A 16,240-nucleotide genomic window follows, 5' to 3' on the forward strand; every position below is an offset into this window, starting at 1 on the left:
CGGGAGAGGCGGATCACTGTGCGGCGCGCTCCAGCACGAGCTCACGGACGCGGGCGGCGTCGGCCTGGCCCTTCATCGCCTTCATCACCGCACCGATGACGGCACCGGCGGCCTGGACCTTGCCATCGCGGATCTTCGCCAGCACGTCAGGCTGCGCCGCCAGGGCGTCGTCGATCGCGGCGATGAGCGCGCCGTCGTCGGAGACGACCGCGAGGCCGCGAGCGTCGACGACCTCCTGCGGCGAGCCCTCACCGGCGATGACGCCTTCGAGAACCTGACGCGCGAGCTTGTCGGTCAGCGTGCCGGCATCCACGAGTGCCTGCAGCGCGGCGACATCGGCCGGCGTCACGAGGTCCGCCGCCTCCCGCTCCTGCGCGTTCGCGACGCGGGTGATCTCACCGGTCCACCATTTGCGCGCCGCGGCCGGGCTGGCACCGGCGGCGATCGTGGCCTCGACCTCGACGAGAAGTCCTCCGTTGGCGACGTCCTGGAACTCGAGGTCGGTGAAACCCCATTCGGCCTTCAACCGGCGTCGGCGAGCCGCGGGCGGTTCGGGCAGGGCGGCGCGAAGCTCTTCGATCAGCGCCGGGGCCGGAACCACGGGCAGCAGGTCGGGCTCCGGGAAGTACCGGTAGTCGTCGGCATCCGACTTCGGACGGCCCGGCGACGTCGTTCCCGTGTCCTCGTGCCAGTGTCGCGTCTCCTGCGTGATCGTGCCGCCGTCGGCGAGGATCGCCGCCTGACGCTGGATCTCGTAGCGCACGGCGCGCTCGACGGAGCGCATCGAGTTGACGTTCTTCGTCTCCGTGCGTGTACCGAGTTTCTCCTGGCCGCGCGGACGCAGTGAGACGTTCGCGTCACACCGCAGATTGCCGCGCTCGAGGCGTGCCTCCGAGATACCCAGCGAGAGAACGATGTCACGGATGGCCGCGACGTACGCCTTGGCGATCTCCGGGGCGCGGTGCTCGGCGCCGAAGATGGGCCGCGTGACGATCTCCACGAGGGGGACGCCTGCGCGGTTGTAGTCGACGAGCGAGTACTCGGCGCCCTGGATGCGACCGGTGGAGCCGCCGACGTGGGTGAGCTTGCCGGCGTCCTCCTCCATGTGGGCGCGCTCGATCGGGACCGTCACGAGTGTTCCGTCGGCGAGCTCGATCTCGACCTCACCGTCGAACGCGATGGGTTCGTCGTACTGCGAGATCTGGTAGTTCTTGCCGAGGTCCGGGTAGAAGTAGTTCTTGCGTGCGAACCGGCTGGAGGGAGCGATCGAACAGCCGAGGGCTAGTCCCAGGCTGATCGAGGATCGGATCGCCGTCGCGTTCACGACCGGCAGCGCACCGGGCAGACCCATATCGACGGGCGCGACGAGCGTGTTCGGCGCGGCCTGATGGTTGTCCGGGTGGGCGGGGTTGGGCGCGGCGGAGAACATCTTGGTGTTCGTGTTCAGCTCCACGTGGACCTCGAAGCCGAGCACGGGCTCGAACAGCTCGAGAGCCTTATCGAAGTCCATCAGCTTGTCCTTGGCCATCAGCGGGTCCCTCCCAGCACGGGGGCACGATCGAGCAACGGCCCGCCCCACGAATCGACGAGCAGCGCTTCGAGCGCCGCTCCCACTCGGTACAGGCGCGCATCCTCACGCGCGGGCGCGAGGAACTGGATGCCGACCGGGAGGCCGTCTTCCGCCGCGACACCCGACGGCACGGAGATGCCAGGCACACCGGCCAGGTTCGCCGGGATGGTCGTCACGTCGTTGAGGTACATCTGCAGCGGGTCATCGATCTTCTCGCCCAGTCGGAACGCGGTGGTCGGAGCGGACGGAGTTGCGATGACGTCCACCTTCGCGAACGCCTCGTCGAAGTCGCGCTGGATGAGCGTGCGCACCTTCTGAGCGCTGCCGTAGTAGGCGTCGTAGTAGCCCGCGGAGAGCGCATACGTGCCGAGGATGATGCGGCGCTTCACCTCGTCACCGAAGCCCGCCTCGCGCGTGGCCGCCATCACGTCTTCGACAGTGGCCGCCGCGTGCGGGCTCACCCGCATCCCGAAGCGCACGGAGTCGAACTTCGCGAGGTTGCTCGATGCCTCCGCCGGCAGGATGAGGTAGTAGGCCGCGACGCCGTACTCGAAGTGCGGCGCGCTGATCTCGACGATCTCCGCACCCTGTGCTTCCATCGCCGCGAGCGCCGCACGGAACGAGTCGGAGACGCCCTGCTGGAAGCCTCTGTCGTCGAGTTCGCGGATGATGCCGACCTTCAGTCCCTTGAGGCTCTCGCCAGACGCTCCCTCACGCGCCGCGGCCGCGAAGGACGGCCAGGCGTCGGTGAGCGACGTGGAGTCGTGCGGGTCGTGACCGGCGATGACATCGTGCAGGAGCGCCGAGTCAAGAACGGTTCGTGTGACCGGACCGACCTGGTCGAGGCTCGAGGCGAGCGCGATCGCGCCGTAGCGGCTGACGCCGCCGTACGTGGGCTTCACGCCGACCGTGCCCGTCACGTGCGCGGGCTGACGGATGGAACCGCCGGTGTCCGAGCCCAGCGCGAGAGGCGCTTCGAAGGCGGCGACGGCGGCCGCCGAGCCCCCGCCGGAACCTCCTGGGATCCGATCGAGGTCCCACGGGTTGTGCGTGGGACCGTACGCGGAGTGCTCGGTGGAGGAGCCCATCGCGAATTCATCCATGTTGGTCTTGCCCAGGGGCACGAGGCCGGCCGCGCGGGCGCGCGCCACGACCGTCGCGTCGTAGGGCGACATGTAACCCTCGAGGATCTTGGATCCGCTCGTGGACGGCATGTCGGTGGTGACGAGGACGTCCTTGATGGCGAGCGGCACACCGGCCAGCTCTCCCAGGGCTTCGCCGCTCGCACGGCGGCGGTCGATCTCGCCGGCGGCGGCCAGTGCGCCCTCGTTGACGTGCAGGAAGGCGTGGACGTCGCCGTCCACCGCGGCGATGCGGTCCAGATGCGCCTGCGTCGCCTCGACGCTGGACACCTCCCCCGCGGCGAGCTTGGCGGCGAGATCCGCCGCGCTGAGCCGGATGATGTCGCTCACTGCTCCTCCCCCAGGATCGCCGTCACGCGGAAGCGGTCTTCGGCCGCATCCGGAGCGTTCTGCAGCACCTCGGAGAGAGACAGTGCCTCGCTGTGCTCGTCATCGCGGAAGACGTTCTGCAGCGGGATCGGGTGGCTCGTCGCGACGACATCAGGGGTCGCGACCTCCGACACCTTCGCGATGTTGTCGACGATCGCGTCGAGCTGACCGGTGAGGCGCCCGACCTCCTCGTCGCTCAATTGGATCCGGGCGAGGACGCCGAGATGGCGCACGAGATCTGGGGTGATTTCCGACACCCCGACAGTCTAGTTCGGCCCCGCCCGACCGCCGGGCGCCCGTAGGCTGTGCCGGGTGACGACCTTCGATCCTCCACGTCCCTGGGTCCGCAGCTACGCCGACGGAGTGCCCGACGACCTCGAGCCGGTGTCAGGTTCCCTCGTGGACATCGTGCAGGCTTCGGCGCGTGAATACCCGGACGCCGTCGCACTGCAGTTCTTCGGGCGAGAGACCACGTATCGCGAACTCGACCACGCCATCTCCCGTGCGGCGTCGGGCCTTCACGCGCAGGGCGTGCGCCGGGGGGACCCTGTCGCGATCGTCCTGCCCAACTGCCCGCAGCACATCGTCGCCTTCTACGCCGTTCTGCGCCTGGGCGCCGTGGTGGTCGAGCACAACCCGCTCTACACCGCGCGCGAGCTGCGTAAGCAGTTCGAGGACCACGGCGCGAAGCACGCCATCGTCTGGAGCAAGGTGGCTGCCACGGTGCAGGCTTTCCCGAAGGATGTGCGCGTCTCGACGCTCGTGACGGTGGATCTGACACGCGCGATGCCCTTCACGACGCGGGCAGCGCTGCGGTTGCCGATCGCCAAGGCCCGCGAGTCCCGCGCCGCGCTGCATACGAAGGTCCGCGGCGGCATCGACTGGGACCAGTTGCTGCGCAGCGAACCGCTTCCGGCCTCCCATCCCGCCCCGACGGCGGACGACCTTGCCATCATCCAGTACACGAGCGGCACCACCGGCACCCCCAAGGGCGCCAAGCTCACCCACCGGAACCTGCTCGCCAACGCGGCGCAGTCGCGCGCCTGGGTACCTTCCATCCACCGCGGCGAAGGGTGCGTCGTGTACGCCGTGCTGCCGATGTTCCACGCCTACGGACTCACCCTCTGTCTCACCTTCGCGATGTCGATGGGCGCGCGACTCGTGCTCTTCCCGCGCTTCGATCCCGACATGGTCCTCGCCGTGACGAAGAAGCACCCCGCGACATTCCTGCCGCTGGTTCCGCCGATCGCCGACCGGCTGCTGCAGGCGGCCCAGGCGAAGGGGGTGTCGCTCGAGGGAACGCGGATCGCGATCTCCGGCGCCATGGCGCTCCCGCACGATCTCGTCGTGCCGTTCGAGAAAGCGACCGGGGGCTATCTGGTCGAGGGTTACGGCCTCAGTGAATGCTCCCCTGTGCTGATGGCCAACCCCGTCGCCGAGAACCGTGTGCCCGGCACCGTGGGCCTGCCGCTGCCAGGCACCGAGTGCCGCGTCGTCGACCCGGAGAACCCTCGGGTCGACGTCGCCCCCGGCGCCGCAGGCGAGCTGCTGGTGCGTGGACCGCAGGTGTTCTCGGGCTACTACGGCAAGCCGGAGGCGACCGAGGAGGTCTTCGTCGACGGCTGGTTCCGCACGGGTGACATCGTGACGCTCGACGAGGCCGGCTTCGTGCGCATCGTCGACCGCATCAAGGAGCTCATCATCACGGGCGGCTTCAACGTCGCCCCCACCGAGGTGGAGAACGTCCTGCGACAGCACCCGCAGGTGGAGGATGTGGCGGTGGTGGGCCTTCCCGACGAGCACGCGGGCGAGGAAGTCGTCGCGGCCATCGTGGTCGCACCCGGTGCCGAGGTCGACACCGAGGCGATCCGCAGCTACGCGCGCGGGATCCTCACCCCCTACAAGGTGCCGCGGCGTCTGTTCATCGTCGAGGAGCTGCCGAAGTCGCTCATCGGGAAGGTGCTGCGCAAGCAGGTGCGCGACCACCTGCTTGCCGAGACGGGGCGCTGAACCGAATCAGCCCGCGTCAGGCGCGAGCGCGTCGAGTGCTCCCGGTCCCTGCTCCACAAGGATGCGGAACTGCGCCGCATCGATGATGCGCACACCGAGCTGCTCGGCCTTGGCGAGCTTGGAGCCCGCGCCCGGCCCCGCCGCGACGAAGTCGGTCTTCTTGGACACACTGGAGCCGGCCTTCCCACCAGCGGCGAGGATGGCTTCCTGAGCGCCCTCGCGCGTGTAGCCCTCAAGCGTTCCGGTCGCCACGACCGTCAGCCCCTCGAGCACCCCGCCCTCGACGACCGCCGCACCGGGACCGGCGTGTCCGGGTGTGGACAGCTGCGCTCCGGCCGTCTCCCATCGTTCGACGATCTCGCGGTGCCAGTCGACCTCGAACCAGGCGATCACCGCATCCGCGATGATCCCGCCCACTCCCTCGACGGCTGCCAGCTCCTCGCGGCTCGCCGACCGGATGGCTGAGACGGATCCGAACCACTGCGCCAGCGCACGGGCCGCGACGGGACCCACGTGACGGATGTTGAGGGCGACGAGGAAACGCCACAGCTCCTTCGTCTTCGCCTTCTCGAGCTCGTCGAGCAGCGTCAGCGCCTGCGCAGACGGCTGCGGGGTCAGCAGACCGGACTTGCGCTCGGCGGGCGTCGGGTTGCGGCGGAACGGAGCGCGTCGCACCGGCTCGCCCGTCGCATCGTCCAGCTTCGGCTCACCGGTCTCCGCATCCCGGACCACGACCTCGATCGGAACGAGTTCCTCGAGAGTCAGATCGAAGAGCCCCGCCTCCGTGTCCAGGGGTGCACGTGCGTCACCGTCCGCCTGCGTCAGAGCCGCCGCGGTCACCTCGCCGAGCGCCTCGATGTCGAGTGCGCCGCGTGAGCCGATGTGCTCGACACGGCCGCGCACCTGCGCGGGGCACGAACGGGCGTTGGGGCAGCGCAGATCGACGTCGCCCTCCTTCGCCGGCGCGAGCGGAGTCCCGCAGACCGGGCAGTCGCGCGGCATGACGAAGGCGCGCTCGGAGCCGTCGCGGAGCTCGACCACCGGACCGAGCACCTCGGGGATCACGTCGCCCGCCTTGCGGAGCACGACCATGTCGCCGATGAGAACGCCCTTGACCTTGACGACGTCCTGGTTGTGCAGCGTCGCCTGACGCACGACCGAGCCTGCGACGCGTGCCGGCTCCATGACTGCGAACGGCGTCGCACGGCCGGTGCGCCCGACCGAGACGACGATGTCGAGAAGGCGAGTGTTCACCTGTTCGGGCGGGTACTTGTACGCGATCGCCCAGCGCGGTGCGCGGCTCGTCGCCCCCAGTTCGTCGTGGAGCGCGAGCTCGTCCACCTTGACGACGATGCCGTCGAGTTCGTGCTCCACATCGTGACGATGCTCGCCGTAGTGCGCCACGAAATCGAGGACGTCGTCGATGTCGTCGAAGGTCTTGTAGTAGGGACTCGTCGGCAGTCCCCACTCTGCGAGCAGGTCGTAGATCTCGCTCTGAGAGGCCACCGGAGGAGCCGACCACGCACCGATGCCGTGCACGAACAGTCGGAGCGACGCGAGACGAGCCCGCCCGGCCTCGAGCTCGAGGCCTTCCTTCTTGTCGAGCTGCTGGCGCAGTCCACCGCTCGCGGCGTTGCGCGGGTTGGCGAATGCGGGGAATCGGCGATCGGCACTCAGCCGCGCGCGCTCCTCGGTGAGGTTGCCGCGCTCACGAGCCTGTTCGACGACGCGTTCCCGCATCCGGGCCTGCAGGGCGTTGAGCTGCTCGAAGGCCGCGACCGGGATGAAGACCTCGCCGCGCACCTCGACGAGAGGGGGGTGGCCGGTGCCGCTCAGGCGCTCGGGGATGCCTTCGACGCGCAGCGCATTGACGGTGACGTCCTCGCCGATGCGGCCGTCGCCGCGCGTCGCGGCGGAGGTGAGCACCCCGTTCTCGTAGCGGAGGCTGATCGCGAGCCCGTCGATCTTCAGCTCGGTCAGCCACCGCACCGGCCGGCCGGCGGAGCCCTGGGCCTTGATGCACCAGTCCCGCAGCTCGTCCGGACTGAAGACGTTGTCGAGGCTCAGCATCCGCTCGGCGTGCTCGACGGGAGCGAACATCGTGGTGGATGCGGCGCCGACGCTGAGCGTGGGCGAATCCTGCTTCTGCACCTCCGGGTGCAACCGCTCCAGCGCTTCGAGCCGTCGGAGCCACCCGTCGTAGGTCGCGTCGTCGACGATCTCGGCGTCGTCGCCGTAGTACGCGTCGCGGGCACGGATGATGCGCTCCGTCAGCTCCGCCGCTTCGGCGCGCGCCTCGGAGAGAGTCGTGTCATCGTCGATCGAGTCACCGGCTTGCATCACGGAATGAGTCTAGGTGCGCCCCCCGACACCGCCGGGGCTGCGCGTCGCGCCGGTCTCGTGCCTAGGATGCGGCGACGGCGTCGACCGGAACGGCGGAAACCGTGCGGTCCACCGTGAACTGGCCGAGGACACGCGAGCCGAGGTACAGCACGGCCGTCTGACCCGGCGCGACGCCGTCGAACGGCTCGACCGGGCGCACCACCACGCCGTCGCCGCTGACATCGGCCTGGGCAGGCACCGGATCGGCGTGGGCGCGGATCTGCACCTCGCACGAGAACGCCGCCTCGGTCGGCGCGGCTCCCGCCCAGCTGAAGCGCGCACCCGCGATCTCGGCTGTCGCCAGCGCCTCCTTCGGGCCCACGACGACGGTGTTGCTCACCGGACGCACTTCGAGCACGAACCGGGGCTTGCCATCGGATGCGGGGACACCGAGCTGCAGCCCGCGGCGCTGTCCCACGGTGAAGGCGTGGGCCCCGTCGTGGCGACCGACGACGCTGCCTTCGCGGTCGAGGATGTCACCCTGCTCGGCACCGACACGATCGGCGAGCCAGCCCCGGGTGTCGCCGTCGGGGATGAAGCAGATGTCGTGACTGTCGGGCTTCTGGGCGACGGTCAGACCGCGCTCGGCGGCCTCGGCCCGCACGAGAGCCTTCGACGGCGTGTCGCCCAGCGGGAAGTACGTGTGCGCGAGCTGCTCGGCGTTCAGGACGCCGAGCACGTACGACTGATCCTTGGCCTGGTCGCTCGCCCGGTGCAGCTCTCGACCCTCCGGGCCGTCGACGAGCAGCGCGTAGTGCCCGGTGCAGACGGCGTCGAAGCCCAGCTCGAGCGCACGCTCGAGCAGAGCGGCGAACTTGATCCGCTCGTTGCAGCGCATGCAGGGGTTCGGGGTGCGTCCGGCCCGGTACTCCGAGACGAAGTCCTCGATCACGTCATCGCGGAAGCGCTCCGAGAAATCCCACACGTAGAAGGGGATGCCGAGCTTGTCCGCCGCGCGACGAGCGTCCATCGCGTCCTCGATGGTGCAGCAGCCCCGACTACCCGTGCGCAGCGTCCCGCCCGCGCGGGACAGTGCCAGGTGGACCCCCACGACCTCGTGTCCGGCATCCACGGCGCGCGCCGCGGCCACGGCCGAATCGACGCCACCGCTCATCGCCGCCAGAATCCGCATCATCCCAGTCTACGAGGGCGCGGCGGTACGGGCTCCGGCAGCGCGGGCGCGCTCGACGGCCCAGGGCAACGCCTCGAGGAATGCGTCCACGTCATCGGAGGTCGTGGTGCGCCCCAGAGTGATCCGCAGCACCGAACGTGCCGCATCCTCGTCACGGCCGAGGGCGCGCACCACATGCGAGGGTTCGGGAATGCCCGCCTGACAGGCTGACCCTGTGGACACCGCGATGCCGCGGGTGTCGAGGAGGAACAGGAGCGTCTCCCCCAGCGCGCCGGGCACCAGCAGATGCGCGTTGCCGGGGATGCGGTGCACCGGGTCGCCGAGCAACTCGAGACCCGGCACGGCGGCGCACGCCTGTTTCACCAGCCGGTCCCGCAGCGCTCCGAGGCGCACGGCCTCCGCTTCACACTCGGCCGCTGCGAGTTCCGCCGCCACGGCGAAGGCGGCAGCGCCCGCGATGTCCTGCGTCCCGGCACGCAGACCCCGCTGCTGCGCGCCGCCATGCATCTGCGCACCGATCCGCGCCGACCGAGCGCTGATCAGTGCGCCCGTGCCCACCGGGCCGCCGACCTTGTGCGCCGACAGACTCATCGCCACGAGGCCGGCACCCGCCGGAGCATCGTCGCGCCACCGCCGGAAGCCCACGGGGACCTGTCCGAATGCCGCCACGGCGTCAAGATGCAGCGGCACCTCGGCGGACGCGGCGTCCGCGGCCAGACCCGCCGCATCCGACAGCGTCCCGACCTCGTTGTTGGCGACCAGCGCCGTGGCGAACGCCGCGCCGCCGAGCGCCGACGCGAAATCTTCGCGATCGATCGCGCCGAGCGAGGTCAGCCGCACGGGTCGCACCTCGGCGTGCTGCATGTCGACGAGGGCCGAGACCGAGTCGATCGTCGCGTGGTGCTCCCCGTCCGGAAGAACGACCGTGTCCGCGCCAGCGGCGCGCGTAGCCCACAGGCCCTTCACCGCAAGGTTCACGGCCTCCGTGCCGCCCGAGGTGAAAACGACCTCGATGGGATCGGCGTCGACCACCGCCGCGAGCCGTTCTCGCGCGTCCTCAAGCACGCGTCGCGCCGCCTGTCCGCCGCCGTGCACAGAAGAGGCGTTCCCCGTCGTCGCCGCCGCCTCGAGCCAGGCCTCCCGCGCCTCGGGACGCAGCGGGCTCGACGCCGCATGATCGAGGTAGATGTGCACCCGTCCACTGTCGCACGCGCGGCGTGAGGCGGCGTCATCAGTTCGTCATGCGCCGATGGCTAGGGTTGTGGGCATGGTCAGCCCGACAACGACCTCAGTTCCCGCGCTCTCGCAGGTCCTCGATCCCGCTCTCGAGGACCTCGGCGTGCGCCTGCACGAGAACGGCGGCACCCTCCGCGTCTTCTCGCAGGCGGCCGATGCCCTCGACGTGGTGATCTTCGACGCCGACGATCTCGACTGGGCGACCGCGACCCTGCCGATGCAGCGGCGCGAGAGGGGAGTATGGGAGATCACCTCCGAGCTCCTCGTCGCCGGCGCACGCTACGCACTGCGCGCATCCGGCCCTTTCGGGGCCGGGAACATCTTCAATCCGCAGACGCTGCTGCTCGACCCCTACGGCCGCGGGATCGTGAGCGGCGGGTTCGGCGACTGGCGTTCCGTCGTGGTCGATCGCGGCTTCGACTGGGGCGAAGTGCGAAAGCCCGCCGTCCCGCTGGATCGAACGGTCATCTACGAGGCGCACGTGAAGGGCATGACGAAGCGGCATCCGGGCGTCCCCGCGGCGCTCCACGGCACCTACGCCGGGCTCGCGCACCCCGCCATGATCGAGCACTTCCTGGATCTCGGCGTCACGACCATCGAGCTGCTGCCCATCCATGCCTTCGCCTCCGAACCCCGCCTCCTGCAGCTGGGGCTCGACAACTACTGGGGATACAACACCCTCGGCTTCTTCGCGCCCCACGCCGCCTACGCGACCGACCAGGCGCGTCGCGAGGGACCGGATGCGGTTCTTCGCGAGGTCAAGGGAATGGTGAAGCTCCTGCATCAAGCCGGCCTGGAAGTCGTCCTCGACGTCGTCTACAACCACACCGCGGAGGAGGGCATCGGCGGTCCGCGCTCCAGCCTGCGCGGTCTCGACAACCGCGCCTACTACCGACAGCAGGACGACGGCACGTACATCGACGTCACCGGATGCGGCAACTCGGTGAACACGGCCACGGATGCGGGCGCACGTCTCGTCATGGATTCGCTGCGCTACTGGGCGCGGGACGTGCAGATCGACGGTTTCCGGTTCGATCTGGCCACGACGCTGGGGCGCGACGATCAGCATCGCTTCACGCCCGAGCATCCTCTCCTGCGGGCCATCGCCGAGGATCCGGAGCTCGCCGACACGAAGAAGATCGCCGAGCCCTGGGACGTGGGCATGGGCGGCTGGCAGACGGGCAACTTCGGCGACGGCTGGCACGAGTGGAACGACCGGTACCGCGACCGCGTGCGCAACTTCTGGCTGTCAGACGTCGACTACGCACGCCGCGCCTCGACCGCACCGGTCGGCATCGGCGGGTTCGCCACGCGGCTCGCGGGATCGTCCAACACCTTCAGCGCTGAGCGGGGACCGCTGGCATCGATCAACTTCGTCACCGCCCACGACGGCTTCACCCTGAACGACCTCGTCTCGTACGACGTCAAGCACAATCTCGGCAACGGTGAGCACAACCGCGACGGTGCCGACACGAACCGCTCCTTCAACCACGGCGCGGAGGGCACGACCGACGACGAGCGGATCCTCGCCACCCGCCGCAAGGCGATGCGCAACCTCATGGGCACGCTCCTGCTCTCGGCGGGGATCCCGATGATCACCGCCGGCGACGAGTTCGGCCGGACGCAGCGCGGCAACAACAACGCGTACTGCCACGACTCCGCTCTCACGTGGCTGTCCTGGGAGCACCGACCCTGGCAGCAGGAGCTCTTCGCGCACGTGCGGCGCTTGATCGAGCTGCGGGCCGAGAACCCGGCGCTGCGACCCATCCGCTTCGCACGCCTGGACGAGGAGACGCCGTCGGCGTCCGTCATGGAGTGGTACGACGAGCGCGGCGAGACCATGTCGGGCGAGCGATGGAACGATCCCGCACACCGCACACTCCAGTACGTCGCGGCATCGACGCCCGAATTCGAGGAGTTCAACCGCATCCTGCTGATCGTCCACGGCAACGAAACGCCGGTGGATGTGCGCCTTCCGCACATCGAGGGGGTCAGTCGCTACGTGTCGCTCTGGTCGAGCGCCGAGGAATCGCCCTCGCTGGAGGAGCCCGTCCTGGCGCCGGGCGACATCGTTCCCACTCCCCCGACGTCGATGCATCTGTTCCGCGCCGAATAGCACGTTCGCACCGCCCGCGTCACGCCTGTCATGCCGCACGCGCCCGCGATAGGTTCGCTGTGTGGCCACTCCGACACGATCCCTCCCCGTCCGCACTCAACGAAGCGGTGCCGAGATCCCGCTGCGCAAGGTCGTCGCGTGGTCATCCGCCGACACGGTGACCGGCCGCATCCCCCTCAGCGCGGAACGGCCTTCGACTCCCGACCCACGGTTCGACCCGTCCGCCTTCGCCGGCGAGGTCGTCCCGTTCCGTGTGCGCGCGTTCCGAGAGGGGCACGACCTGATCGGCGTGCAGCTACGACTGACCTCACCGGACGGCAGCGAGTCGCTGCACCGGCTCAGCGCCCACGAGGACGGGTTGGACACGTGGGGCGTGCTGGTCACGCTGCTCGCACAGGGGACGTGGTCCTTCCGGTTCGAGGCGTTCGCCGACCGGTATGCCACCTGGCGGCACGCGGCCGAGCTGAAGATCCCGGCCGGCGTCGATGTCGCTCTGATGCGCGAGATCGGTGCGCTCCTGTTCGAGGATGCTGCCGCGGAGAAGGATCGCCCCGCAGCGGAACGGCGTCTGCTGACCGAGCAGGCCGCGCTCCTGCGCGCGAGCGCCACCGACGAGGCGGCCGCCCTCGCGATCGTGCACGACGAGCGGCTGGCGGGGGCTTTCAACGCACGCCCGCTCGGCGAGCTCTGGACGCTGGGCGCAACGCACGATCTGCTCGTGGAGCGCGAGCGGGCCGGTGTCGGCGCCTGGTACGAGTTCTTCCCGCGCTCCGAGGGAGCGACGCGGCGCGCGGACGGGACCATCGAGCCGGGAACCTTCCGCACCGCCATCGACCGGCTCCCGGGCGTCGCGGCGATGGGGTTCGATGTGCTCTACCTGCCGCCGATCCACCCCATCGGACGCACCCACCGCAAGGGCCCGAACAACACACTGAACGCCGGCCCCGCCGACCCCGGATCGCCGTGGGCCATCGGCGCGGCCGAAGGCGGACACGATGCCATCCACCCCGAGCTCGGCTCGCTCATCGACTTCCGCGCGTTCCTGGATGCCGCCGCATCCGCCGGGATCGAGATCGCGCTCGATCTGGCGTTGCAGGCCTCCCCCGACCACCCGTGGGTGAAGGAGCACCCGGAGTGGTTCACCACCCTTCCCGACGGCACGATCGCGTACGCGGAGAACCCGCCGAAGAAGTACCAGGACATCTATCCCGTCAACTTCGACAACGACCCCGCGGGTATCCGTGCCGAGGTCCTTCGCATCGTGCGCCATTGGATCGCCCAGGGCGTGAAGATCTTCCGCGTCGACAACCCTCACACCAAGCCCCTGCAGTTCTGGGAATGGCTCATCCGCACCGTCCGCGACGAGGCGCCCGACGTGGTCTTCCTGGCAGAGGCCTTCACCAGGCCCACGCCCCTGCGCGGGCTTGCGCAGGCGGGGTTCCAGCAGAGCTACACGTATTTCACGTGGCGCAACTCGAAGGCAGAGCTCGAGGAGTTCCTCGACTCGCTCGCCCACGAGACCGACGACTACCTGCGCCCCAACCTCTTCGTCAACACCCCGGACATCCTGACCGAGTACCTCCAGTACGGCGGACGCGCTGCCTATCGCATCCGCGCGACGATAGCGGCGACCGCCGCCCCGACCTACGGCGTCTACGCCGGCTACGAGCTGTTCGAGAACGTGGCGCGTCCGGGCAGCGAGGAGAACATCGACAACGAGAAGTACGAGTACAAGCTCCGCGATTGGCAGCAGGCCGAGGCCGACGGCGACTCCCTCGCGCCGTACCTCGCGTTCCTCAACCGCATCCGCCGCCAGCATCCAGCGCTGCGTCAGCTGCGCAACCTCGAGATCCAGCACAGCGATGACGACGCGATCCTGGTGTACACGAAGCACCTCGACGGCGCCCTCGACGAGAGCGGCGAGAGCGACACGATCATCGTGGTCGTCAACGTCGACCCTCACTCCGCACGGGAGACGACGGTTCATCTGGACACCGAGGCATGGGGTGTCCCGGCGGGAACGCCGTACGTCGTCGAAGACCTCGTGACAGGCGCCACCTGGACCTGGACCGACCACAACTACGTGCGACTGGACGCGTTCCGCGAGCCGGCGCACATCCTCCACGTGAAGGGCCTCGCATGAGCCTCATCGAACCGCGGGTGCTCGACACCGTCGCCACCGGCTCCTACTACTCCCCCCACGACGTGCTGGGCCTGCACCCCGACGGCGAGACGGGCGGGGTGATCCGTGCCCGGCGGCCGCTGGCCGCATCCGTCACTGCCGTCTTCGCCGACGGTCGCAAGGTCCCGCTCGACCACGTCCGCGCGGGCATCTGGGAGGGCGCGTACCGCGGGGATGCGGGCGCGTACCGGCTCACCGCGACGTACGACGGCTCAGACCCCTACACCGCCGACGACCCCTACCGGTTCTCCCCGACGGTCGGTGAACTCGACCTCCATCTCATCAGGGAGGGACGTCATGAGCAGCTGTGGCAGGTGCTCGGGTCCCACGTGCGCGATCATGAGGGCGTCGCGGGCACATCCTTCGCGGTGTGGGCTCCCCACGCGCAGGCCGTCCGCGTCGCCGCCGATTTCAACGGCTGGGACGGCCAGTCGCACAGCATGAGGTCGATGGGCGCGAGCGGCGTCTGGGAACTCTTCGTGCCCGGTGTCGGCGCAGACAGCACCTACAAGTACGAGCTCCTCACGCGTGACGGCCGGTGGATCCTGAAGGCCGACCCCATGGCTCGTCGCGCCGAGCTGCCGCCGGCGACAGCCTCGGTCGTGACCGCGTCGAGCTACGAGTGGGGCGACGACGCGTGGATCGCCGAGCGCGCCGCCAACCAGCCGCTCGAGCGCCCCATGTCCGTGTACGAACTGCACCTCGGCTCCTGGCGTCCGGGCCTGGGTTATCGCGACGCGGCGGACCCGCTCATCGAGTACGTGAGCGCCCAGGGGTTCACGCACGTCGAGTTCCTCCCGCTCGCTGAGCATCCCTTCGGAGGGTCGTGGGGCTACCAGGTGAGCGGCTACTACGCGCCGACGAGCCGGTTCGGCTCGCCCGACGACCTCCGCTACCTCATCGACCGCCTGCACGGAGCCGGCATCGGCGTGATCATGGACTGGGTGCCGGGTCATTTCCCACGCGACGAGTTCGCGCTCGCCCGCTTCGACGGGGAGGCGCTCTACGAGCACCCGGATCCCCGACGCGGTGAGCACAAGGACTGGGGCACGCTGATCTTCGACTACGGCCGGGCCGAGGTGCGCAACTTCCTCGTCGCCAACGCGCTGTACTGGTTCGAAGAGTTCCACGTCGACGGTCTGCGTGTGGATGCGGTCGCCTCCATGCTGTACCTCGACTACTCCCGCGAGCCCGGCGAGTGGGAGCCCAACATCTACGGCGGTCGCGAGAACCTGGAGGCGATCCAGTTCCTGCAGGAGACGAACGCGACCGTCTATAAGACGTTCCCCGGAATCGCGATGATCGCGGAGGAATCCACCAGCTACCCGGGCGTCACCGCGCCGACCAGCGCGGGGGGTCTCGGCTTCGGCTTCAAATGGAACATGGGGTGGATGAACGACTCGCTCGTGTACATCTCGCGCGATCCGCTCTACCGCGCTCACCACGAGGGCGAGCTGTCGTTCTCGTTCGTGTACGCGTTCAGTGAGAACTACGTGCTTCCCATCAGTCACGACGAGGTCGTGCACGGCAAGGGTTCCCTGTTCGCGCGGATGCCCGGCGACCACTGGCAGAAGCTCGCGGGGATGCGACTGTTCCTCTCGTACATGTGGGCCCACCCCGGCAAGCAGCTGCTGTTCATGGGGCAGGAGTTCGGCCAGATCGCGGAGTGGTCCGAGTCGCGCTCGCTCGAGTGGTGGCTGCTCGACCAGCCCGCCCACCGAGAGCTCGGCGACTTCGTCGCGACCCTCAACGCGACCTACCGTGACACCCCGGCGCTGTGGCAGCGGGATGCGGACGGCTCCGCTTTCTCGCGCATCGGCGGACCCACGTGGAATCCGAACGTATCGGCGTTCGTGCGCTGGGATGCCGACGGCCGACCCCTGGTGGCGATCTTCAACTTCTCGGGCGCACCGCTGCACGACTACGAACTGGATCTGCCCCTTGCGGGCGTCTGGCAGGAACTGCTCAACTCCGATGCATCCGCCTTCGGGGGCTCCGGTGTCGGCAACCTCGGCGCAGCGACCGCCGACGCATCCGGCCGCGCACGTCTGACACTGCCGCCGCTCGGAGCTCTCTGGCTGCGACCCGCCGAGTGAGCTCG

Annotated in this window: 10 protein-coding genes; 4 read left to right on the forward strand and 6 right to left on the reverse strand. The window is 69.4% G+C overall.

Annotated features, from left to right (window positions below):
* Positions 1 to 13: 13 nt before the first annotated feature.
* From gatB to gatC, 3 genes are read right to left on the reverse strand one after another with little or no spacing between them, the layout of a single operon-like run.
* On the reverse strand, positions 14 to 1,528 hold the full coding sequence (gatB, locus tag ACYVJS_RS13295; RefSeq protein WP_460740372.1) for an Asp-tRNA(Asn)/Glu-tRNA(Gln) amidotransferase subunit GatB: 1,515 nt from the start codon (positions 1,526 to 1,528) through the stop codon (positions 14 to 16).
* A complete protein-coding gene (gene gatA, locus ACYVJS_RS13300; protein ID WP_460740373.1) occupies positions 1,528 to 3,042 on the reverse strand; it encodes an Asp-tRNA(Asn)/Glu-tRNA(Gln) amidotransferase subunit GatA in 1,515 nt (504 codons plus the stop codon). Before gatA ends, gatB begins: the two co-directional genes overlap by 1 nt.
* Positions 3,039 to 3,338, reverse strand: a complete 300-nt coding sequence (gene gatC / locus ACYVJS_RS13305; RefSeq protein ID WP_460740374.1) for an Asp-tRNA(Asn)/Glu-tRNA(Gln) amidotransferase subunit GatC — start codon at positions 3,336 to 3,338, stop codon at positions 3,039 to 3,041. Before gatC ends, gatA begins: the two co-directional genes overlap by 4 nt.
* Before the next feature lie 55 nt (positions 3,339 to 3,393).
* On the opposite strand from gatC, the gene ACYVJS_RS13310 reads away from it, so the two are divergent.
* Entirely contained in the window at positions 3,394 to 5,091 is a 1,698-nt protein-coding gene (locus ACYVJS_RS13310; RefSeq protein ID WP_460740375.1) for a long-chain-fatty-acid--CoA ligase, read from the forward strand.
* A gap of 6 nt (positions 5,092 to 5,097) precedes the next feature.
* Here ACYVJS_RS13310 and ligA read toward each other — a convergent pair whose 3' ends face one another.
* From ligA to ACYVJS_RS13325, 3 genes are all read right to left on the reverse strand, one after another.
* On the reverse strand, positions 5,098 to 7,431 hold the full coding sequence (ligA, locus tag ACYVJS_RS13315) for an NAD-dependent DNA ligase LigA (protein WP_460740823.1): 2,334 nt from the start codon (positions 7,429 to 7,431) through the stop codon (positions 5,098 to 5,100).
* A gap of 64 nt (positions 7,432 to 7,495) precedes the next feature.
* A complete protein-coding gene (gene mnmA, locus ACYVJS_RS13320; RefSeq protein ID WP_460740376.1) occupies positions 7,496 to 8,605 on the reverse strand; it encodes a tRNA 2-thiouridine(34) synthase MnmA in 1,110 nt (369 codons plus the stop codon).
* A 9-nt stretch (positions 8,606 to 8,614) separates the two neighbouring features.
* Positions 8,615 to 9,799 (reverse strand): cysteine desulfurase family protein, encoded by a 1,185-nt coding sequence (locus tag ACYVJS_RS13325; RefSeq protein WP_460740377.1) that lies wholly within the window; start codon positions 9,797 to 9,799, stop codon positions 8,615 to 8,617.
* Between the two features lie 73 nt (positions 9,800 to 9,872).
* On the opposite strand from ACYVJS_RS13325, the gene glgX reads away from it, so the two are divergent.
* The 3 genes from glgX to glgB all read left to right on the forward strand — a co-directional run bounded on the left by glgX (position 9,873) and on the right by glgB (position 16,235).
* Complete coding sequence (glgX, locus tag ACYVJS_RS13330; RefSeq protein ID WP_460740378.1) at positions 9,873 to 11,957, forward strand: glycogen debranching protein GlgX; 2,085 nt, start codon at positions 9,873 to 9,875, stop codon at positions 11,955 to 11,957.
* Between the two features lie 61 nt (positions 11,958 to 12,018).
* A complete protein-coding gene (locus tag ACYVJS_RS13335; RefSeq protein ID WP_460740379.1) occupies positions 12,019 to 14,100 on the forward strand; it encodes a maltotransferase domain-containing protein in 2,082 nt (693 codons plus the stop codon).
* Positions 14,097 to 16,235 carry a 1,4-alpha-glucan branching protein GlgB gene (glgB, locus tag ACYVJS_RS13340; RefSeq protein ID WP_460740380.1) on the forward strand — a complete coding sequence of 713 codons (2,139 nt, stop codon included), beginning with the start codon at positions 14,097 to 14,099 and terminating at the stop codon, positions 16,233 to 16,235. The genes ACYVJS_RS13335 and glgB overlap by 4 nt, the downstream gene beginning before the upstream one ends.
* Positions 16,236 to 16,240 lie beyond the last annotated feature (5 nt).

The sequence above is a fragment of the Microbacterium neimengense genome (assembly GCF_054782995.1).

Excerpts from the sequence above, each read along its gene's own strand:
- gatB (WP_460740372.1), bottom strand. The coding sequence starts at position 1,528 with ATGGCCAAGGACAAGCTGATGGACTTCGATAAGGCTCTCGAGCTGTTC.
- ligA (WP_460740823.1), bottom strand. The coding sequence starts at position 7,431 with ATGCAAGCCGGTGACTCGATCGACGATGACACGACTCTCTCCGAGGCG.
- mnmA (WP_460740376.1), bottom strand. The coding sequence starts at position 8,605 with ATGCGGATTCTGGCGGCGATGAGCGGTGGCGTCGATTCGGCCGTGGCC.
- glgX (WP_460740378.1), top strand. The coding sequence starts at position 9,873 with ATGGTCAGCCCGACAACGACCTCAGTTCCCGCGCTCTCGCAGGTCCTC.
- glgB (WP_460740380.1), top strand. The coding sequence starts at position 14,097 with ATGAGCCTCATCGAACCGCGGGTGCTCGACACCGTCGCCACCGGCTCC.